General features: G+C 78.0%; 18 protein-coding genes and 1 pseudogene. 9 read left to right on the top strand and 10 right to left on the bottom strand.

Annotated elements, in window-relative coordinates:
* Positions 1-89: 89 nt before the first annotated feature.
* The gene (dinB, locus tag CHB98_RS22335) at positions 90-2,141 is read right to left on the bottom strand and encodes a DNA polymerase IV (protein WP_245821057.1); all 2,052 of its coding nucleotides are present in this window, start codon (positions 2,139-2,141) and stop codon (positions 90-92) included.
* 270 nt (positions 2,142-2,411) lie between these two features.
* Between dinB and CHB98_RS10325 the strand changes: the two genes are divergently transcribed.
* From CHB98_RS10325 to CHB98_RS10315, 3 genes are all read left to right on the top strand, one after another.
* On the top strand, positions 2,412-2,729 hold the full coding sequence (locus CHB98_RS10325) for a BatC protein (RefSeq protein WP_089305508.1): 318 nt from the start codon (positions 2,412-2,414) through the stop codon (positions 2,727-2,729).
* 233 nt (positions 2,730-2,962) lie between these two features.
* Complete coding sequence (locus CHB98_RS10320; protein ID WP_342744022.1) at positions 2,963-4,039, top strand: cupin domain-containing protein; 1,077 nt, start codon at positions 2,963-2,965, stop codon at positions 4,037-4,039.
* Between the two features lie 19 nt (positions 4,040-4,058).
* The gene (locus tag CHB98_RS10315) at positions 4,059-5,000 is read left to right on the top strand and encodes a ferredoxin family protein (RefSeq protein WP_089305705.1); all 942 of its coding nucleotides are present in this window, start codon (positions 4,059-4,061) and stop codon (positions 4,998-5,000) included.
* Here CHB98_RS10315 and CHB98_RS10310 read toward each other — a convergent pair.
* The 9 genes and pseudogenes from CHB98_RS10310 to CHB98_RS23030 all read right to left on the bottom strand — a co-directional run.
* Positions 4,997-6,166: an alkaline phosphatase family protein gene (locus CHB98_RS10310; protein WP_089305506.1), complete on the bottom strand. Its 1,170-nt coding sequence runs from the start codon at positions 6,164-6,166 to the stop codon at positions 4,997-4,999. The genes CHB98_RS10315 and CHB98_RS10310 overlap by 4 nt on opposite strands.
* A complete protein-coding gene (locus tag CHB98_RS10305; RefSeq protein WP_089305505.1) occupies positions 6,163-6,924 on the bottom strand; it encodes a methyltransferase domain-containing protein in 762 nt (253 codons plus the stop codon). Before CHB98_RS10305 ends, CHB98_RS10310 begins: the two co-directional genes overlap by 4 nt.
* Positions 6,925-6,984: 60 nt before the next feature.
* Positions 6,985-7,464: a VOC family protein gene (locus CHB98_RS10300; protein ID WP_089305504.1), complete on the bottom strand. Its 480-nt coding sequence runs from the start codon at positions 7,462-7,464 to the stop codon at positions 6,985-6,987.
* A 98-nt stretch (positions 7,465-7,562) separates the two neighbouring features.
* Entirely contained in the window at positions 7,563-11,312 is a 3,750-nt protein-coding gene (locus CHB98_RS10295; RefSeq protein WP_089305503.1) for a DNA polymerase III subunit alpha, read from the bottom strand.
* Complete coding sequence (locus tag CHB98_RS10290) at positions 11,309-11,794, bottom strand: SAV_6107 family HEPN domain-containing protein (protein ID WP_089305502.1); 486 nt, start codon at positions 11,792-11,794, stop codon at positions 11,309-11,311. The genes CHB98_RS10295 and CHB98_RS10290 overlap by 4 nt, the downstream gene beginning before the upstream one ends.
* Positions 11,794-12,117, bottom strand: coding sequence for a DUF6504 family protein (locus CHB98_RS10285; RefSeq protein WP_089305501.1), 324 nt, complete (start codon positions 12,115-12,117; stop codon positions 11,794-11,796). Before CHB98_RS10285 ends, CHB98_RS10290 begins: the two co-directional genes overlap by 1 nt.
* Before the next feature lie 292 nt (positions 12,118-12,409).
* Positions 12,410-13,897: an HNH endonuclease signature motif containing protein gene (locus CHB98_RS10280; RefSeq protein WP_089305500.1), complete on the bottom strand. Its 1,488-nt coding sequence runs from the start codon at positions 13,895-13,897 to the stop codon at positions 12,410-12,412.
* A 78-nt stretch (positions 13,898-13,975) separates the two neighbouring features.
* Positions 13,976-14,338, bottom strand: a complete 363-nt coding sequence (locus CHB98_RS22330; RefSeq protein WP_089305499.1) for a hypothetical protein — start codon at positions 14,336-14,338, stop codon at positions 13,976-13,978.
* Positions 14,339-14,357: 19 nt separating this feature from the next.
* Positions 14,358-14,528, bottom strand: a pseudogene (locus tag CHB98_RS23030) (LysR family transcriptional regulator); the annotation flags it as partial.
* A 123-nt stretch (positions 14,529-14,651) separates the two neighbouring features.
* Between CHB98_RS23030 and CHB98_RS10265 the strand changes: the two are divergent.
* The 6 genes from CHB98_RS10265 to CHB98_RS10240 are packed head-to-tail and all read left to right on the top strand — an operon-like array spanning position 14,652 to position 19,971.
* Entirely contained in the window at positions 14,652-15,182 is a 531-nt protein-coding gene (locus CHB98_RS10265) for a YbaK/EbsC family protein (protein WP_089305498.1), read from the top strand.
* A complete protein-coding gene (locus CHB98_RS10260) occupies positions 15,179-15,760 on the top strand; it encodes a GNAT family N-acetyltransferase (protein ID WP_089305497.1) in 582 nt (193 codons plus the stop codon). The genes CHB98_RS10265 and CHB98_RS10260 overlap by 4 nt, the downstream gene beginning before the upstream one ends.
* Positions 15,757-17,394 carry a phytoene desaturase family protein gene (locus CHB98_RS10255; protein ID WP_089305496.1) on the top strand — a complete coding sequence of 546 codons (1,638 nt, stop codon included), beginning with the start codon at positions 15,757-15,759 and terminating at the stop codon, positions 17,392-17,394. Before CHB98_RS10260 ends, CHB98_RS10255 begins: the two co-directional genes overlap by 4 nt.
* Positions 17,391-18,188 (top strand): carotenoid biosynthesis protein, encoded by a 798-nt coding sequence (locus CHB98_RS10250; protein ID WP_089305495.1) that lies wholly within the window; start codon positions 17,391-17,393, stop codon positions 18,186-18,188. The genes CHB98_RS10255 and CHB98_RS10250 overlap by 4 nt, the downstream gene beginning before the upstream one ends.
* Positions 18,185-19,324, top strand: coding sequence for a glycosyltransferase family 2 protein (locus tag CHB98_RS10245; protein ID WP_089305494.1), 1,140 nt, complete (start codon positions 18,185-18,187; stop codon positions 19,322-19,324). The genes CHB98_RS10250 and CHB98_RS10245 overlap by 4 nt, the downstream gene beginning before the upstream one ends.
* Positions 19,321-19,971: a flavin reductase family protein gene (locus CHB98_RS10240; RefSeq protein ID WP_245821056.1), complete on the top strand. Its 651-nt coding sequence runs from the start codon at positions 19,321-19,323 to the stop codon at positions 19,969-19,971. The genes CHB98_RS10245 and CHB98_RS10240 overlap by 4 nt, the downstream gene beginning before the upstream one ends.
* Positions 19,972-19,973: the final 2 nt, after the last annotated feature.

Genomic DNA, 19,973 nt, shown 5'->3' with positions numbered 1-19,973 from the left:
CGGGGAGACGAACCGGGGACCGCCGGAGTTCCCGCCACCGGGTCGCGGACCACCGGCATGGCGCGGCGTGCTGCCGGGGACACGGGTGGTCACCGGGCCCCCTCCCCCTCGCGGCGCCACCCGTCCCGGTGCAGCCCGTCCCGGTGCAGCAGCGTCGCCGGGCGGACCGCGCCGGCACCGAAGCGGCGGGCGGCCCGGTCGGCGGCCAGCTCCGCCTCGCGGCGGCCGCGCTCCCGGGCGCCCAGCTCCAGCTGCCGCGGCGTCGACCCGGCCGGCACCAGGCGCTCGGCGCGCACCCCGACCAGCCGGATGCGGGCCCGGTCCAGGCCCAGGGCGTCGAAGAGCGCGCGGGCGGTGTCGTACAGCTCCTGCCCGACGTCGGTGGGGACGTCGAGGGTGCGGCTGCGGGTGATCGTGGCGAAGTCGGCGAACCGGACCTTGACCGTCACCGTGCGGGCCAGCCAGCCGCCGGCGCGCAGCCGCCCGGCCGTCCGCTCGGACAGCCGCAGCAGCTCCCGGTGGACGACGGCGGGGTCGTCGACGTCGGTGCCGAAGGTCTCCTCGTGTCCGGTGGACCGCTCCGGCTCGTCGGGCACCACCCGGCGGGGGTCGCGGCCCCAGGACAGCTCGTGCAGGTGCGCGCCGGCCGCCGTCCCCACGGCCCGCTGCAGCGTGCGCACCGGCACGTGCGCCAGGTCGCCGACGGTGCGCAGGCCCAGCCGCAGCAGCACCTCCTCGGTCTTCGCGCCCACCCCCCACAGCGCGCCGACCGGCAGCGGGTGCAGGAACCCCATGACCTCGGCCGGGCGGACGACCAGCAGCCCGTCGGGCTTGGCGGCGGTGGAGGCGAGCTTGGCCAGGGACTTGGTGGCGGCCACCCCCACCGAGCAGGTGATCCCCTGCTCGTCGTGGACGCGGGCGCGCAGGTACTCGCCGACCTCCGCGGCGTCGCCCAGCCGCCGCGCGGCGCCGGCGACGTCGAGGAACGCCTCGTCCAGGGACAGCGGCTCCACCAGCGGGGTGATCGAGCGGAACAGCGCCATCACCGAGCGGGACACCTCCGCGTAGAGCGCCATGTCCCCCGGCAGCACCGTGGCCGTCGGGCACAGCCGCAGCGCCCGCGACGTCGGCATCGACGCGTGCACGCCGTGACGGCGGGCCTCGTAGGTGGCCGAGGTGACCACGCCGCGGTTGCCGGCCCCGCCGACGATGACCGGCGTCCCGGCCAGCTCCGGGCGGCGGCGCACCTCGACGCTGGCGAAGAACGCGTCCATGTCGACGTGCAGCACGGTGCAGCCCGCCGCACGCCCCCGCTCCGGTGCCACCCCCCCCCCCCCCCCCCCCCCCCCCCCCCCCCCCCCCGCCCCCACGGCTCGAACACGTGTTCGACCTGCGGGGACGATAGCCGGTCGCTCCCGGAACCGGCCGCCTCGGCCGCGGGAGGTCACCGCTCGGGGACGACGGCGGTCCGGTCGCCCTCGCGCTCGTCCCTTCCCCGGCCACATCCTGGCGCCGAGCACCCCGCCGAGCGCCGCCGAGCCGATCGACAGGCCCAGCCCCAGGACCGCCCAGCCGGCGCCGGTGGTGGCGACCTCGGTGGCCTGGCCGGCGGCGACGTCGGGCAGGCTGGCCTGCTCGATGCCGGCCAGGTCGGTGAGGACCCCGGCCAGCGAGCCGAGCAGGGCACCGCCGCCGAGCAGGGTCAGGAGCACGATCGTCACCACGCCCAGCGCCCACACGAGGATCCCGTGCAGCAGGCCGTCGGCGACGCCGCGCCACAGCGCGCAGGCACCGGCGGTCAGACCACCGAGGAACAGGGCGACCAGCCCGTTGACGCCGCTGAACCAGTCGGCGTTGCTCCCCCCGGCGCCCGGGCCGACGTCCCACCACCCGAGGGCGAGGGTGGCCAGCTGGAGCAGCAGGAACGTGGGGACGGCCACGATCAGGCCCGCCCACACCGGCCCCCAGCGGACCCGGTCCCGCCGCGGCGGGCCGACCACCACCTGCATCGGCCCACCGGCGCGGTCGGCCTCCCCGTGCACCACGTGGGCCGCCCGGGTCGCGCCCTCGGTGCCGGCCGGGACCTCCCGGGCCACGTTGTCCTCGAAGGTCGCCTCGTTCCGTACCCGACTCTCGGTCATGACCTGTTCCTCCTCGTCTGTCGTCCACGTCCGATGACGTTCCGTGCCCCTGTGGGTTCCCCGGGCCGGAGGGCCGGCCACCTCCGCGCGGCAGCCGTCACCGGATCGTCAACGACCACTCCGGCGCCCCTCCGCGGCGCCGTGACCGAGCCGTCGCCCACCGGCCGTCCCCGCTGGTCGAGCTGGGAGTGTGAGTGGAAGATGGATGAGGTACAGCAACGCCCGGCGGGCCGCCGGCCGGCGGCCCGGACCCGACCGAAGAGGAGACCCATGGCGCTCGACGACGACGACATGACCAGCACCGAGGGCCACGGCCCGGCTGACGGCGGGGCCGACGGCGGGGCTGACGGCGGGGCTGACGGCGGGGCTGACGGTGGTGCCGACGGCGGCGCGGGCCACGGCCCGGCCGACGGCGGCGCGGTCGGCGGGGGGTCCGACGGCGGGGCTGACGGCGGGGCCGACGGTGGTGCCGACGGCGGCGCGGGCCACGGCCCGGCCGACGGCGGCGCGGCCGGTGGCGGGTCGGACGGTGGTGCCGACGGCGGTGCCGACGGCGGTGCCGACGGCGGCGCGGACGGTTCCGCCTGACCGAGGACCACACCACCCAGGGCCGGCCGGGGGACGCCCGGCCGGCCCTGCGGCGGTGCACCGCCCTGGAGCCGCGGGTCTTCGCCGAGGAGTACTGGGCCCGCCGGCCGCTGCTGACCCGCGCGGAGGAGACCGGTAACTCCTTCGCCGACCTGCTCGACCTCGCCGCGGTCGACGAGCTGCTGTCCCGCCGCGGGCTGCGCACCCCGTTCCTGCGGATCGCCAAGGACGGCGTGGTCGTCGACGCGAAGCGCTTCACCACCTCCGGCGGCGCCGGCGCGGAGGTCGCCGACCAGGTCTCCTCGGACTCGGTGGCCCGGCTCTTCGCCGACGGCAGCACCGTCGTCCTGCAGGGTCTGCACCGGCTGTGGCCGCCGCTGGTCGAGTTCGCCGACCAGCTGGCCGCCGACCTCGGCCACCCGACGCAGGTCAACGCCTACGTCACCCCGCCGTCCTCGCGGGGCTTCGCCCCGCACTACGACGTGCACGACGTGTTCGTGCTGCAGGTGGCCGGCGAGAAGCACTGGCGCATCCACGAGCCGGTGCTCACCGACCCGCTGCGCACCCAGCCGTGGACCGACCGGGCCGCCGCCGTGGCCGCCGCCGCCGAGCGCGAGCCGGTGGTCGACGCGGTGCTGCGCCCCGGCGACGCCCTCTACCTGCCGCGGGGCCACCTGCACTCGGCGACCGCCCTGGGGGCCATCAGCGCCCACCTGACCGTCGGCATCCACTCGGTGACCCGCTGGGCGGCCGCGGAGTCCGCGCTGGACCTGGTCCGCGTGCTCGCCGCCGACGACCCGGAGCTGCGCCGGTCCCTGCCGCTGGGCGTGGACCTCGCCGACCCGGCCGCGGTGGCCGGCGACGTCACCGCCGTCGTGACCGCGCTCCGGGGCTGGCTGGACCGGGTCGACCCCGCCGAGGTCGCCGACCGGCTGCGCGCCCGCACCTGGGCACAGGTCCGCCCCGAGCCGGTCGCGCCGCTGGCCCAGGCGACCGCGGCGGCGACCCTGTCGCCGGACACGGTGCTGCAGCTGCGTCGCCGGCTGCGCTGCCGGCTGCAGCCGGCAGCCGACGGCCGGGTGACGCTGCTCGCCGGGCGGCGCTCGCTGGAGCTGCCGGCCGAGACCGGGGCGGCGGTGGCCGCGCTGCTGGCCGCCGGTGAGCTGAAGGTCGCCGACCTGCCGGGCCTGGACGCCGCCGACCAGCTCACCCTGGCCCGGCGGCTGGTGACCGAGTCGATCGTCACGGTGCCCGGGGCGACCGCGGAGGACGATGGGGGGCGTGGACGCGCGCCCGGAACCGGATCGTGAGCCGGCCGGACCCCCGGGCGTGACGGCACCGGCCGACTTCTGCCGCGTCCCCGCGGCCCCCGGGCTGCCCGAGGGCCGGCTCACCGAGGACCGCTGCTCGGTGCAGGCCCTCGTCCGCGGGGACCCCGGCGTCGCGACGGCCTCGCCGGCCCAGCGCTGGCTGCTGGTCGAGCAGCCCGGCCCGTGGGGCACCGACGCGCTCACCCAGTCCCGCTTCGACCCCGCGGTGGCGCCCCGGCTGGCGCACCGGGCGCGGGCCGAGGGGGTGCGGGTGCTGATGATCCGCCGTCCGGGCGACCGGCTGGCCGACTCGCAGCGGCGGTGGGCCTACGTCGACGGCCGCCCGGGCGCCGAGGGCGTGTGGTGGTCGGTGCGCGACCGCGACGGTGACCTGGTCGACGCGCCCTGGGACGGGTCGGTCGGCGACCCCGCCGGCGGGCCGGTCTACCTGGTCTGTGCGCACGGCGCGCACGACGCCTGCTGCGCCCTGCGCGGGCGGCCGCTGGCCCGGACGCTGCCGGCCGACGACGTCTGGGAGTGCAGCCACCTGGGCGGCTGCCGCTTCGCCGGCAACGTGCTGGTGCTGCCGCACGGCTTCGCCTACGGCCAGCTGCCCGGCGACGGCGCCGAGCTGGTCGCCGCGCACACCGCCGGGCGGGTCGCGCTGCCGTGGCTGCGCGGCCGCTCGGGGCTGCCCGCCCCGGTGCAGGCCGCCCAGCACACCGCCCGGACGGAGCTCGCGCTGCTCGGCGTCGACGACCTGCACCCGCGTGACGTGCGCCGGCTGACCCCTGCGGGGGTGGATGTCGAGCGGTGGGTGGTGACCCTCGCCGGCCCGGACGGCGACGTGGTCACCGAGGTGGAGAGCCGGCCCTCGGCGGGGGCCGCGCCGCTGACCTGCCGGGCGACCCACCCCGCGCACAGCCGCACCTGGCGGGTGCGGCTGCTGCCGGGGCTCTAGCCGAGGGCGCGCCCGCGGGCGGCCAGCAGCGGGACGGCCAGCTCGACCGGGGTCAGCGAGCCGTGGTAGCCGACCAGCCGGCTCGGGCCGGGCTCCCGCTCGGTCGCGGTCATCGCCCAGGTGCCGCGGGCCAGCGCGACGACGTCCCCGATCCGCCCGGCCACCCCGTCGTCCACCGGGCCGAAGACGCCGCTGGCGATCGCCTCGTCGCGGCCGGCCACCCAGGCCCGCTCGCCGAGCACCTCCTGCCACCGGGCCAGCAGGTCGGCCTCCGCGCCGGGCACCGCGTGCAGGTAGCGAGCCCGCGGCTCGCCGGCCAGCAGGCGCACGCCGTCGGTGAGCTCGGGGGTCGCGTCCAGGTCCAGCCGGGTCCCGGCCGGGACGTCGAGCATCCCGTGGTCGGCGGTGACCAGCAGCGCGGCGTCGTCCGGCAGGCCGTCGACCACCTGGGCCACCAGCGCGTCGACCAGCGCCAGCTGGGCGCGCCAGCTGGCGGAGTCCACGCCGCGCACGTGGCCGGTGAGGTCCAGCTCGGCGGTGTAGCCGTAGACCAGGGTGCGCGGTGCGGCGGCCAGCGACTGCAGCACCACGGCGGCCAGGTCGCCGGCGCCGACCGTGCCGGCGTAGCGGGCGCCGCGGTAGGCGGCGCGGGACAGCCCGGAGCCGGCGAAGGCGTACGGGGCGACGACGGTGACCTCGACGCCGGCGTCGGCGGCCTGCGCGAAGACGCTGCGCCGCGGCTGCCAGACGTCGGGGTCGGGGTCGTCGCGCCACCGGACGTGGTCCAGCGTGCGGTCCTCCCCCGGGACGGCGGTCACGAAGCCGAGGACGCCGTGGCTGCCCGGCGGCAGGCCGGTGCCCAGGGTGGTGAGGCTGACCGGGGTGGTGCTGGGGCAGGGGGCGGACAGGTCGCCGGCGGGCGAGGCCAGCGCGGCGAGGGTCGGGGCGAGGGCGGCGTGCGCGCGGACCAGGTCCGCGCCGAGCCCGTCGACCAGCAGGACGGCGACCCGGCGTGCGCCGCCCAGCGCGGTGGTGAGGCCGAGCGGGTCGGCCGGCAGGTCGCCGCGCGGCACCGGGACGCCGAGCGCGGCGGCGGCGCCGGGCAGGACGTCGGCGAGGCTGGCCGTGCCGTAGGCGGGGCGGGCGAGGTCGGCGGGGAGCCTCACGGGCGGGTCGCGAGCAGGTGCACGCCGGCGGCGACGTCGCGGTAGGGCGAGGTGGCGGCCAGCGCGAGCTCCAGCCGGCGGACCGCCTCCGGGTCGGCGCCGGAGGCGGGGTCGCCGGGGGCCATGTCGAGCAGGTCGGCGACGACGGCGACGCCCCGCCACGACCCGGGCCGCAGCCCGGCGGCCTCGACGAGGGCGAGCAGGTCCGCGGGGGTGAACCGGCGCCGGGCCGGGCGGCTGGCGCGCCGCGGGGCCGGGTCGCGGTCCTCCAGCAGGGACAGCGCCTCCACCGGGTGCCCGGAGACGGCCCGGGACAGCACCGCGCCGGCCCGATTGGCGGTGGCCACGCTGGCGGTGCCGCCGGGGCGCAGGGCGCGGCCCAGCTCGCCCAGGGTGGCGGCGGGGTCGTCGACCACCTCGAGCACCGCGTGGCACAGGGCCAGGTCGTAGCCGCCGCCCCCGGCGCCGGGGAGGACCTCGTGCAGCAGGTCGCCGTCGCCCTGCACGCCGTGCACCCGCGCCCCGACGCCGGCGGTGTCGGCCCGCCGCGTCAGCGTGGCGAGGGCGTCGGCGCTGGGGTCGACGACGGTGACGTCGTGCCCCAGCCGGGCCAGGCGGACGGCGGAGTTGCCGGTGCCGCCGCCGACGTCGAGGACCCGCAGCGGGTCGCCCCCGACGAGCGGGTCGAGGGCGGCCCAGACGGCGGCCGCGCGGACGGGCAGCTGGTCCGCGGCGGACGAGGCGGGGGCAGGCGGCACCCGTCGGAGCCTAGTGCCGCCCGGCGGGGACGGCCCCCGTCCGTCCGTCGGGACCGCCGCTCACGCGGTGACCCCGTCGGCGGCCCGCCGGATCTCAGCGAGGTCGATGCGGCGCATCTGCATCATCGCCTCGGTGGCCCGGCGGGCGCGGCCGGGGTCGGGGTCGGCGAGCAGGGCGGGCAGCTCGGTGGGGACGACCTGCCAGGAGACGCCGAAGCGGTCCTTGAGCCAGCCGCACACGCTCTCCTCGCCGCCGTCGGTCAGCCGGTCCCAGTAGTGGTCGGCCTCCTCCTGGTCGCGGCAGGCGATCTGGAAGGAGATGGCCTCGGTGAACCGGAACTGCGGGCCACCGTTGAGCGCGACGTACTCCTGGCCGTCCAGGGTGAAGGCGACGGTCATGACGCTGCCCTCGGGCGCGGGCATGCCCGGCCCGTAGCGGGTGACCTCGCCGATCCGCGAGTTCGGGAAGATGGAGGTGTAGTGCGCGGCGGCCTCCTCGGCCCGGCCGTCGAACCACAGGCACGGGATCTGCGTGGGCACGGGGTGCTCCCTTCCTCGGTGGTGTGCCGGGGTAGACGCCGGCGGCACCGGGAACTCATCGGTCACCGGCCGGTCCTGGCCGGCTCAGGGGCCTCGTCTCAGTGGCCGGAGCTGCCCGGGCTGGAGTGCCACAGCTTGCGCGGCGCCGCGGCGGCCCGGCGGGCGGCGGTCGCGGCGTCCTCCCCCGCGGGCTTGATGTCGGCGTAGGGCGACATCCGGAACCCGGTGGGGTGCACCAGCACCGGCCGGACGACGACCGGCCGCGGCCCGCGGGAGGCCGCCGCCCCGGCGATCGACTCCTCGGTGCACTCCCCCGCGGCGGCCATGTGGGCGGCCACCGCGTCCGGCCCGCCGGTCTCCCAGGCCTCGTGCAGCGCCGGCAGCTCCCAGGCCCCGGTGGCGCGGATGGACACCCCGCGCGGGCCGGTGCGCCGCAGCACCCCGCGGATGACCAGCAGCCACGAGTGGAAGACGGTGGCGGCGTAGGGGCCCTGCGCGTCCTCGAAGAAGGTCGAGTCGGTGCAGCCGGTCCCGTCGTCGAGGGTCACGAACACCACCCGGCGGCCGGAGCGGATCGGCGGGGTCTGGGTGGCCACCTTGACCCCGGCGAGCAGCACCTCCGCGCCGCTGCGGCTGCCGAGCAGCTCCCCCGCCGGCACCGCGCCGAGCGCGGCGAGGAACGGCCGGTAGAAGTCGACGACGTGCCGGCTGGCGTCCAGGCCGAGCACCTCCAGCTCGGCGCGGACCAGCTCGGCGTCGGTGAACTCCGGCAGCCCGCTGCCGGCCGCCCACGCCGGGCCGGTGTCCTCCTCCGGCAGCTCCAGCCCCAGCAGGTCCAGGCTGAGCTGCCCGGTCGTGGCGACCCGTGCGCCGCTGCGGCTCCACCGGTCCAGCTCGCCGATCTGCAGCAGCAGGTCGCGGCGGGTGACCTGCCGGCGGCCGCGGGTGGGCCGGCCGGCCTCGCGGTCGCGGACCCCGAAGCCGTAGAGGGAGTCGAACCCGCCGGCCAGCACCAGCCGCTCGACCACCGGGCGGGACACCGAGGCGCGCTGCCAGAAGTCGGCGAGCGAGCGGTAGGGCTGCCCGGCCACGACCCGCTCGACCTCGTCGGCCGAGATGCCCTTCACGTCGGTCAGGGACAGCCGGATGCCGTAGCGGGACGGGTCGGGCACCGCCGGCGGCATCCACGCCGGCCGGGTCCACGTCCTGCCGTCGTCCCCGGGGTCGACCCGTTCCACCCGGTAGGTGCCGGTCGAGGCGTTGACGTCCAGGCCGAGCACGCGGACGCCGAAGTTGCGGGCGTCGTCGAGGATGAGCCGCTTGGGGTACATGCCCGGGTCGTGGGTGAGCACCCCGGCGAGGAAGGCCGCCGGGTGGTGGGCCTTGAGCCAGGCGGACTGGTAGGTGGGCAGGGCGAACGCGGCGGCGTGGGCCTTGCAGAAGCCGAAGGAGCCGAAGGCGACCAGCACCTGCCACACCTGCTCCACGACCTCGGCCGGGTAGCGCGCCACCGCCAGGGGCATGAACCAGGCGCGCACCTCGGCGTGCAGCTCCCGGTCGCCCAGCGCGCGGCGCGCCTCGTCGGCCTGGGCCAGGTCGCAACCGGTCATCTGCGCGACGATCTGCAGCACCTGCTCGTGGAAGACGACGACGCCGGCGGTCTGCTCGAGGAACGGGGCGAGGTCGGGGTGCGGGTAGACCGGGTCCCGCCAGCCGTTCCGGGCCAGCAGGAACGGGGTGACCATGTCGCTCTTCACCGGCCCGGGCCGGAACAGCGAGATGTCGATGATGACGTCCTCGAACGTCTCCGGGCCGAACTTGCCGACCAGCTCGCGCTGCCCCGGCGACTCGATCTGGAACATGCCGAGGGTCCGGGTGCTGCGGATCAGCTCGAAGGTCGTCGGGTCGTCGCGCGGGACGGCGTCCACGTCGACGACCTCGCCGTCGACCCGGGCCACCTCGTCGAGGGCGTGCGCGATCGCCGACTGCATCCGGATGCCCAGCAGGTCCAGCTTGAGCAGCCCGAGCTCCTCGACGTCGTCCTTGTCGAACTGGCTCATCGGGTAGCCCAGGTAGCTGTTCTCCACCGGGGTGCGGTCGAGCAGCGTGGCGTCCGACAGCAGCACGCCGCACGGGTGCAGGGCGATGTGCCGGGGCAGCCCGTCGAGCCGGGCGACGAGGTCGAACAGCAGGTCCAGCTCGCCGGTGCCGCCGACGCGCCGCGAGCCCAGCCGGCCGGCCCGCAGCTCGGGGAGGTCCCGGAGCGCGGCGTGCACCTGGTTGGCCCGGATGTGCGGGAAGGCCTTGGCGACCGCGTCCACCTCGGCCGGCGGCAGGCCGAGCGCGGCGCCGACGTCGCGGATGGCGTGCCGCACCCGGTAGGTGTCCATCATCGAGATGCAGCTGACCCGGTGGGCGCCGAAGCGGCCGATCACCGCGTCGTAGACCTCCATCCGGCGGGCGGACTCCACGTCGATGTCGACGTCGGGCAACTGGTGGCGCAGCGGGGAGAGGAAGCGCTCCATCAGCAGGCCGTAGCGGATCGGGTCGACGTCGGAGATGCCCAGCAGGTAGGTGACCAGGCTGCCGGCGCCGGACCCCCGCGCCGCGGCCCGGACCCCGAGGCCCTTGATGAGGTCGACGACGTCGGCGACGGTGAGGAAGTAGGAGGGGTAGCCGAGGGCGTCGATCACGGCCAGCTCCTCGTCCAGCCGGCGGGTCACCTCCGCCGTGCCGGCCATGCCGCGCCGGCCCAGGCCGGCCTCGCAGCGGGCGAGCAGCACCGCCGAGGGGCCCAGGCCCCGCTCGGCCGGGGTGGTCACCACGTCCAGCTCCGGGTAGCGGACGGTGCCGATGCCCAGGTCGCCCCGGACGTCGACGGCGCACTGCTCGGCCAGCCGGGCGGTGCGCTCCAGCAGCCGCAGCGCGGCGTCGCGGTCGGGGCCGGCGAGGTCCGCGGCGACCTCGGCCATCTCCTTACCCGACTTCAGGTGGCCCTCGGCGGTGCGCCGGTCGACGTGCCGGGTGTCCAGCGGCACCAGCCGGCGGGCGGCGTCCAGGACGTCGGCGGTGGGCGCGTCCAGGGCGTCGACGTAGCGGACGGCGTTGGTGAGCACCACCGGCACGCCCTCGGCCGCGGCGAAGCGCAGCAGCGCCTGCGCCCGGGAGCGGTCGCCCCGGCCGCGGTGGTGCACGACCTCGAGCACCAGCGCGCCGGGCCCGAACACCGCCCGCCAGGCCGACAGCCGGGCGGAGGCCAGGTCGGCCCGGCCGGCGGCCAGCGCCCGGCCGACCGGGGAGTCCGGGCCAAGCAGGGCCACCAGCCCGGTGGCGTGCTCGGCGGCCAACGCCAGCGAGCCCACCGGCTCCCCGCGGGTGCCGCGCAGGTGCGTGGCGCTGGTCAGCCGGCACAGCGACCGCCAGCCGGCGCCGTCCCGGGCGAGGAAGGTGACCCGCGGCCGCCGCGGTTCCACGGCGGCCCCGCCGCGGGCCGGCGACCGGCGCCCGGTGCCGGCCGGACCGGGCCCGTCGTCGTCCGGCGGGCCCGGCCGGCGGGCCTGCGCCCGCTGTGCCGAGTGCGCGCCGCCGACGGCCGGGGCCAGCGGCGGCGGGACGGTCGTGTCCACCGAGGACGTCACCGCGAGGTCCACCCCGAACAGCGGCCGCACGTCGGCCGCCCGGCAGGCGAGGGCGAACTTGACCGCGCCGTAGAGCCCGTCGCGGTCGGTGAGCGCGAGCGCCCGCATGCCGTGCTCGGCCGCCCGCTGGACCAGGTCGGCCGGGTGGTTGGCCCCGTACTGCATGGAGTAGCCCGAGGCGACGTGGAGGTGGACGAAGGGGTCGGTCACCGCCCGTTCCGGTGACCGGAGCCGCCGACCACCCGGGGACGGGCGTGCCGGGGCGACTCCGGCGGCGGGGTGCTGCCCAGGGTGGCCTCCACGACGGCGAGGAACGCCCGCACGTCGCGGACCAGGTCGTCGGCCTCGCGGTCGGTGACCGCCCGGGACAGCCCTGCCTCGGCGGCGGCCCGCTTGGCCGCACCGGCGGCGAAGAAGGTGGCCCACTCCCCCAGCTCGGGAGCGACCTGGCCGAGCAGCACCCACGCGCTGCGCGGGCGGCGCCGGCCGGACTCCGGCCGGGTGCGGGCGGCCAGCACCGCGGCGGCGGCCCGCAGCGCGCCGAGGTGGGCAGTGGCGTAGCGCTGCCGGGCGTCGGCGCTGGCCGCCGCCTCGGCCAGCGCCCGGGAGGCCTGGTCGAGCAGCTGGCGGGCGGACTGGGGCAGCGGCGGGGGCAGGGGCAGCTGGTCGGCCATGACGCGGACGGCTCCCATCAGTCGTGCACCCGCACGAGCGACCAGCGGTTGTCGGCGGACTCCCAGCTGAGGTCGTAGACGCCGGCGAAGCTCATCCGCGACCGGCCGGCCCGGACCGCCTCGACCCGCCACACCTCGCGGGTGGCGACCAGCTCGGCGGACGCGCCGGCCCCCGTGGCACCGTGCCGCCACCAGGGGGCGGTCTCCACCCAGGAGTCGAGCAGCTCCCCGACGACGTAGCGCGACTGCCCGCGCCAGAACTGCGCCGGCCCCAGCGGGCCGCGCTCGACCTGCACCTCCTCGCCGACCCGTTCGCCGACCCCGCTCAGCACCCGGCTCATCACAGACTCCCCACCGCTCCGCGCCGCCCCACCGGCCCCGGCCCGCCGTACCGGGTGGGGAAGGACCCGGGTGCGGCAGGAGGCCGACGTCTCTCGAACACGTGTTCGAACGACGTCGAGTACACCCGACGCCGCCGACATCGTCAAGCGGACCCACGACAGAACGGGACGCCGACGCCGGGCCCCGGGTCGCCGCTGCCCACCTGCACGGACGCCGGGCCCGATCGGCCGACGGACGCCGCCCGGGTCACCTCGGACGCGGACCGCCACCGCTCCCCCTGCGGCGGTGGCGTCACGTGCGCAGCGGGTCGGGTGGGGCGAGGTCGTCGAGCCAGGACGGGTCGGGTTCCGGGTCGTGGCACCAGCCGGGCGGGCTGGTGGACCGGGAGACCCCCGACGGCGTGCGGACGACCAACCGGCCGTCGGGCAGCAGGGTGAACGACCAGCCCCGGGCGAAGGTCTTGATCCGGTGGTGGCGCCGGCAGAGGCAGCAGAGGTTCCAGCAGGCGGTGGGCCCGCCGGCGGCGAACGGCCGACCGTGGTCGACGTCGCAACGGCCGGGGCGCCGCCGGCAGCCGGGCATGCGGCAGTGCCGGTCCCGGACCTCCACCAGGCGGCGCTGCGCTGCCGTGGGCCGGTAGCCGCGGGTCGGCGGCGGGGGCCGCAGGCCTGGTCCCTCGTCGGACCGGTCGGCCTCCGACCCGGGGGCGGAGCGGACGCCGGCACCCGGCCGACCCCGGCGGCGGATGCGGCGGCCACGGCCGGCGGCGCGGCGGAGTTCGGCCCGGGTGGCCACGGCGACGGTCGCCCCGCCGGCCGGGTCGTCGATGGCGACGCGGACCGACCCACCTGCCGGAACCGACCCGAGGTCGAGCACGTCCAGCGAGGCCAGCAGCTCGCGGCACTGGGCAGCGGAGATCCACTGCCCGGCCAGCTGCGCCGGGGGCGCGCCCGCGGGCGCGTCGCGGCGCAGTGCGGGCAGTGCGGCGTGGACGTGCAGCTGCGCGGTCACCAGTGGGCGGCGGGTGTCCCAGGGCCGCAGGACGAGATCCAGGGCCGCCGCGGAGCGCAGCACCCCCAGGGGGCGCTCGTCGCCGTCGGCGCGCATCCACCGCGCGTACTGGTCGATCGCGTCGCGGGCGGCGTGCACGGTGGGCAACGGGCCCTCGACGACCAGCCGGCCGAGGTCGTCGGCGGTGCGCTCCACGTGCACGTCGGCCCGGCGCTCGGCCTCCCTGCGGCGACGGTCCCTGGCCTCGGCGTCCAGCCGGTACAGGTGGTAGCGGACCCGGTCGCCGAGCCGGCCCGGCGGGCACTGCCCGGCACCAGGCAGCACCCGCGCCTGCACCGCGGCCGCGACGGCGTCGTCGGCGTCGCCGAGCAGGTCGAGCAGGACCCGGGCCTCACGCACGGTCAGCCGGCCCGCGTACAGCTCCGACCAGGTGGCGGCGAGCTTGGTGGTGAGCAGCGACTCGGCCGCCAGCCGCGATGCCTCCGCCTCCGAGCAGTGCCGGATGAGCGCGAGCTCGGAGACGAAGTCGTCGGACACGTCGGCCAGCGCCGCCGGGCGCACCGCCCGCGCGTCCGGCCCCGGCCCGCCCCGGGCTCCGAAGGCGGTGTCGCGCTCGACCGAGCGGCGGCGTGCCAGCTCCGCGACCACCGCCGCCTGGCGGGCGTGCTCGCGGGCCACGTGCGCGTCGGCCGACCAGATGTCGCAGACCAGCTCCAGCTCACCGCACTCGGGCAAGACCACCTCCGACGGCAGGACGGGGACCGGCACGCCCTCCTCCGGCGGCCGCGGCACCCCTCCGTCCCACATGCCCGCACCGCAGCGACGGACACTGACAGTTCCCGCGGGTCAGCGGCTCGCGAGGGCCTCCCCCGCCGGTCGCGCCGCCTCCCGCAGGCCGCGGAAGAAGGTGCGCACGTCCGCCACGACCAGCTCGGGCACCTCCCACTCCAGGAAGTGCCCGCCGCCGGGCAGCTCGGTCCAGGAGGTCACCGCGTACGAGCGCTCGACCCACTCCCGCGGGGTGGGGAACATGTCGGCCCGGGCGGCGCTCGTGCTGCGCGCGGTCTCGGCGTACAGCCGGATGGACGAGCCGATCGTGCCGGTCACCCAGTGGACGGTGAGGTCGGTCAGCAGGTCGTCGAGCGCGTAGACCTGCTCCAGGTCGCCGTCGGTCCAGCGGTGGGACTTCTCCAGCACCCAGGCGGCCATGCCGGCTCCCGGCCGGGGTCATCGAGCAGCCGCGGGCCCGCCGCACGACCAGCAGGGCGCCGAGCCGGCGCTCCAGCGCGGCGACCGACCGGGACAGCGCCTGCTGGGACACCCAGCAGCGGGCCGCGGCCCGGGTGGAAGAGCCCTCGTCGGCGAGCGCGACCAGGTACTCCGGCTCACGCAGCTGCACCGCACCTCCGCCCGCCGGTGTACCGCCCGCCCGCCGTAGGGTCCCCGCCCCGCCGCCGCGGTACCAGGGGGTGCCGCCCGGGCGGGGGCGGCCGAGTGCCGCACGGAGTGGGAGGATGCCGTCGTGGACGCCCCGCAGCACCCCCGGGTCGCCGCCATCTCCGCGCTCCTGGCCGAGGCCGGCGCCGCGGGGCGGGTGCGCGAGCTCCCCGGCAGCGCCCGCACCGCCGCCGAGGCGGCCCAGGGGCTCGGCGTGCCGCGCGGGGCCATCGCCAACAGCCTGGTGTTCGACGTCGACGGCGCGCCGCTGCTGGTCCTCACCAGCGGCGCCCACCGGGTCGACGTCGGCCGGGTCACCGCGCTGCTCGGCGTCCGCGAGGTGCGCCGGGCGTCCGCCGACTTCGTGCGCCGGCACACCGGCCAGCCGATCGGCGGGGTGGCTCCCGTGGGGCACCCCGCGCCGATCGGCACGCTGGTCGACGTCGAGCTGGCCCGGTACGACCGGGTGTGGGCCGCCGCCGGCCACCCGCACGCGGTGTTCCCCACCACGTACGACGAGCTGCTGCGGCTGACCGCCGGCACCGCGGCCGAGGTCGGGGACGGCGCCGAGTCGGACCAGGCTGTGGTCCGGTCCGAGACGCTGGAGGCCCGATGACGGGGACGACGCCGGCCGCGCGGATCGCCGAGCTGCCCGCCGGGTGGCTGCGCGACCACATGCACGAGGCGCTGGCCATCTACGGCGAGGCGATGGGCTACAGCCCCTCGGTGGTCGCCGGCCGCTACGGCTACGCCGTCCAGCACACCGAGCGCCCCGGCTTCCGCGCGGTCGGCGCCTTCACGCAGACCCGCGACGGCGAGGTCCTCGTCGGGTTCGGCTACGGCTACGTGATCGCCCCCGGCCAGTGGTGGCACGACCAGGTGCGCGCGGCCCTGGACCGGCGGACGGCCAAGCGCTGGCTGCCCGGCGCCTTCGAGGTGTGCGAGCTGCACGTGCACCCCGACCACCAGAGCCGGGGGCTGGGCCGCCGGCTGCTGCACGCCCTGGTGGCCGACCTGCCGCACCCGACGGCGCTGCTGTCCACCCCGGACAACGACACCAAGGCCTTCCGGCTCTACCACGCCGACGGCTTCGTCGACCTCGCCCGCAACCACCGCTTCCCCGGCGACTCGCGCCCGTTCGCCATCCTCGGCGCCCGCCTGCCGCTGCCGACGCCGGCGCCGTCCCCCCGGTGACGGCGCCGGACGCCACCGCCGACGCCGTCGTCGTCGGCGCCGGGCACAACGGGCTGGTCGCCGCCTGCTACCTGGCCCGCGCCGGGCTGCGGGTGGAGGTCGTGGAACGCGACGAGGTGCTCGGCGGCGCGGTCTCCACCGTGGAGCGCTGGCCCGGCGTCCGCGTCGACCGGGGGTCCAGCGCGCACGTCATCGTCCGGTCGAGCGGCATCGTCGAGGAGCTCGACCTCGCCGCCCACGGCCTGCGCTACGTCGACTGCGACCCGTGGGGCTTCGCGCCCGCCCCCTCCCCCGGCGACGCCGGCCCGGACGGGCGGCCGCTGGTCTTCTCCGTCGACCTGGACGCCACCTGCGCCTCGATCGCGGCCGCCTGCGGGCAGGCCGACGCCGCGGCCTACCGGGAGTTCGTCGCGGTGTGGGGCCCGCGCAGCCGGGCGGTCGTCGACTCCTTCGGCCGCCGTCCCACGGTGGGCGGGCTGGCCCGCTCCTTCTGGCCGATCGGCGCGCCGGTCGACGGCCGGCCGCGCACCCCCGGCGGCGACATCGCCGTCGACTTCCTCGGCTCCGGCGACGCGCTGCTGGACCGCTGGTTCACCAGCGAGCGGCTCAAGGCGGCGCTGGCCTGGTTCGGCGCGCAGTCCGGCCCGCCGATGTCCGAGCCCGGCACCGCGGCGATGGTCGCCTGGGTCACCCTGCTGCACGAGACCCCCCCGGGCCACCCGGTGGGCGGCTCCGGCGGGCTCACCGAGGCGCTGCGCCGCCGGCTGGAGGCCGACGGCGGCCGGGTCACCCTGGGGGACGGCGCGGCCCGGCTGCTGGTCGACGGCGGCCGGGTGACCGGCGTGCAGGCGGTGTCCGGACGGCGGGTCGAGGCCCCCGTGGTCGTCGCCGCCTGCCACGTGCTGGCCACCCGCGACCTCGCCGGGGAGCACGCGCCGCCGGCGCTGGCCGACGCCGCGCCCCCGGTGGGCAACGGCTTCGGCCTCGTCGTCCGCGCCCTCACCGACGCCCCGCCGGCCTACCCCGGCGTGGACCCCGCGCTGGCACTCGGCGGCCTGCAGCTGCTGTGCACCGACCGGGCGGTGCTGGCCGCCGCGCACGGCGACTGGCTGGGCGGGCGGCTGCCGCGCGAGCCGGTGCCGCTGGCGATGTGCTTCTCCGCCACCGACGACACGCTCGCCCCGCCCGGGCAGCACGTGGTGACCGTCTGGGGTCAGTGGTACCCGTACGCGCTGGCCGACGGCGGGGACTGGGACGCGCTCGCCCAGCGCGAGGCCGACCGGCTGGTCGCCGCCGTCGACCGGTTCGCGCCCGGGTTCGCCGCCTCGGTGCTGCGCACGTACGTGCAGACCCCACTGCTGCTGGAGCGGGAGCTGGCCCTGCTGCGGGGCAACGTCATGCACGTGGAGATGGGCCTGGCCAGCATGTTCGGCTTCCGGCCGACGCCGGCGCTGTCCGGCATGCGGGTGCCCGGCCTGGCCGGGCTGTACCTGGCCGGCGCCTCCACCCACCCCGGCGGCGGGGTGTCGGGCAACTCCGGGCGGACGGCGGCGCGCACCGTGCTCGCCGACCGGGGGCTGCCCGCCCGTGCCCGGGAGACGCTGGCCCGCGGGCTGGCCCGGGTGCGCCGGTGAGCGGTCTGCTCGAGGCGCGGGCGGTCCGCCGGCCGGCCGCCGCGCCGTGGGTGCCGGCGGTGCTGCTCGTGCTCACCGCGATCGCCTACCCGCTGCTGGACCCCGGCCCGGCCCGCGACGCGGTCAGCTGGGCCATCGTGCTGCTCGGCTCGGCGGTGTCGGTGGCGCACGCCGCGGTCAGCCGGGGAGCCCGCGCCGGGGCCGGCGTGCTGCTGGCCACCGCGGCCACCGCGGTGGTCTTCGAGTCCGTCGGGCTGGCCACCGGCTTCCCCTACGGGCAGTACTCCTACAGCGACGACCTCGGGCCCACGCTGCTCGGCGTCCCGTTCCTCGTGCCGCTGGCCTGGCTGATGATGGCCTGGCCCAGCTGGCTGCTGGCCCGCCGGCTCACCGCCGGCGCCCGGCCCGCCCGGCAGCGGCCGGCCCGGGTCGCGGTGGCCGCCGCGGTGTTCGCCGGGTGGGACGTCGTCCTCGACCCGCAGATGGTGCAGGCCGGCTACTGGACGTGGGCGCACCCGCAGCCGTCGCTGCCGGGCATCGACACGGTGCCGCTGACCAACCTGGCCGGCTGGCTGCTGGCCGGCGCCGTGCTCATGACGCTGCTGGACCTGCTCGCCGCCGGGGCGGTCCCGCGCACCGGCGACGGCGCCCCGCTGCTGGTCCTCGGCTGGATGACCCTCGGCGGCGCGCTCGCCCACGCCGCGTGGCTGGGGCTGCCCGGGTCGGCGGCGTGGGGCGTGCTGCTCGCCGTCCCGGTGCTGGCCGCCCTGGCCGTGCAGGCCCGCAGGTCGTGAGGGGGCGGCTGCTGCGCGGGCTGTCCGGCGTGGCGGTGGCCGGTGCGCTGCACGCGGCGGTGAACGTGGCGCTGCTGCGCCGTCCCCCGGCGGGCCCGGCGCCGGTGCGCCGGGCGGTCACCGTCGTGCTGCCGGTGCGCGACGAGGAGGCGCAGGCCGGCGGCTGCCTGGCCGCGGTGCTGGCCCAGCAGGGCGTGCCCGACCTGCGGGTCGTCGTGGTGGACGACGGCTCGACCGACGGCACGGCCGACGTGGTGCGCGCGGTCGCCGACCCGCGGGTGCGGCTGGTCCGTGCCGCCGAGCCGCCCGCCGGGTGGCTGGGCAAGCCGCACGCCTGCGCGACCGGCGCCGAGGCGGGCGACCCGGGCGAGGACGGGGTGCTGGTGTTCCTGGACGCCGACGTCCGGCTGTTCCCCGACGCGGTCGTCGGCGCGGTCGCCGTGCTGGACGCGCACGGCCTGGACCTGGTCTCCCCCTGGCCGCGGCCGGTGACCGCCACCGCGGCCGAGCGGCTGGTGCAGCCGCTGGGCCCGTGGCTGTGGGTGACCACGCTGCCGGTGCGGCTGGCCGAGCGGTCGGCGCGGCCGTCGCTGACCGCGGCCAACGGCCAGTTCCTCGTGCTGCGGCGCTCGGCGTACGCGCGGGCCGGCGGGCACGCCGCGGTGCGCGGCGAGGTGATCGAGGACGTCGCGCTGGCGCGGGCGGTGAAGCGCGCCGGCGGCCGGGCGGTGCCGGTGGACGGGTCGCGGCTGGCCGCCTGCCGGATGTACGACGGCTGGCCGGCGCTGCGGGCCGGCTACGCCAAGTCGCTGTGGGCCTCGGTCGGCGGGTCGCCGGCCGCGAGCGTCGCGGTGGCCGCCGGGCTGACCGCCGTCTGGGTGCTGCCGGCCGTGGCCGCGCTGCGCGGGTCCCGGGCGGGGCTGGCCGGCTACGCGGCCGGGGTCGCCGGGCGGGCGGTGTCGGCCGCGGCGACCGGCAGCCGGGTGTGGCCGGACTCGCTGGCGCACCCGCTGTCGGTGCTGCTGTTCGACGTCCTGCTGGCCGGGTCGGTGGCCGGGCGGCGGCGGGGCACGCTGTCCTGGCGCGGCCGCCCGGTCGGCGGGGTGCCGGCGTTCCGGGAGACGATGGCCCGGTGAGCAGCCCCAGCGCGCGCGTGCACTTCGACCCGGCGGCCATGGACGGCGGCGCCTTCTACCGGGTGCTCAACTCCGTCGTGGTGCCCCGCCCGATCGCCTGGGTGGCCACCCGCTCCGCGCAGGGCGTGGTGAACCTGGCGCCGCACTCCTTCTACACCGTGGCCTGCGTGTCGCCGCCGGTCGTGCAGTTCACCTCGGTCGGCCGCAAGGACACCCTGGACAACGTGGAGGCCACCGGCGAGTTCACCGTGAGCCTCACCCCCGAGTCGCTCTTCGAGCAGGTCAACGCCACCGGCACCGACTTCCCGCACGGCGTCAGCGAGGCCGAGGAGTGCGGCGTCGTCCTGGAGCCGGCCGAGCGGGTCGGCGTCCCCCGGGTCGCGGAGTCACCGGTGTCGATCGAGTGCACGCTGCACTCGACGGTGCGGCTGGGCGACAGCACCGTGGTGTTCGGCCGGGTCGAGCTGGTCAGCGTGTCCGAGGCCGCCGTCGAGGACGGCCGGCCGCGCATCGAGCGGCTGCGGCCGCTGGCGCGCCTGGGCGGCAACGAGTGGACGGCGCTCGGCGAGATCCGGGAGATCCGGCGCATCCCCTACCGGAAGTGGGCCGAGGACCCCTCCATCGGCGAGCAGCTGCGCCAGCAGTAGCA

It is taken from the genome of Geodermatophilus pulveris, assembly GCF_900188375.1.
Lineage (GTDB): Bacteria > Actinomycetota > Actinomycetes > Mycobacteriales > Geodermatophilaceae > Geodermatophilus > Geodermatophilus pulveris.
Note: the sequence above shows the minus strand (reverse complement) of the source record. Positions and strands in the feature narration are given on the sequence as shown.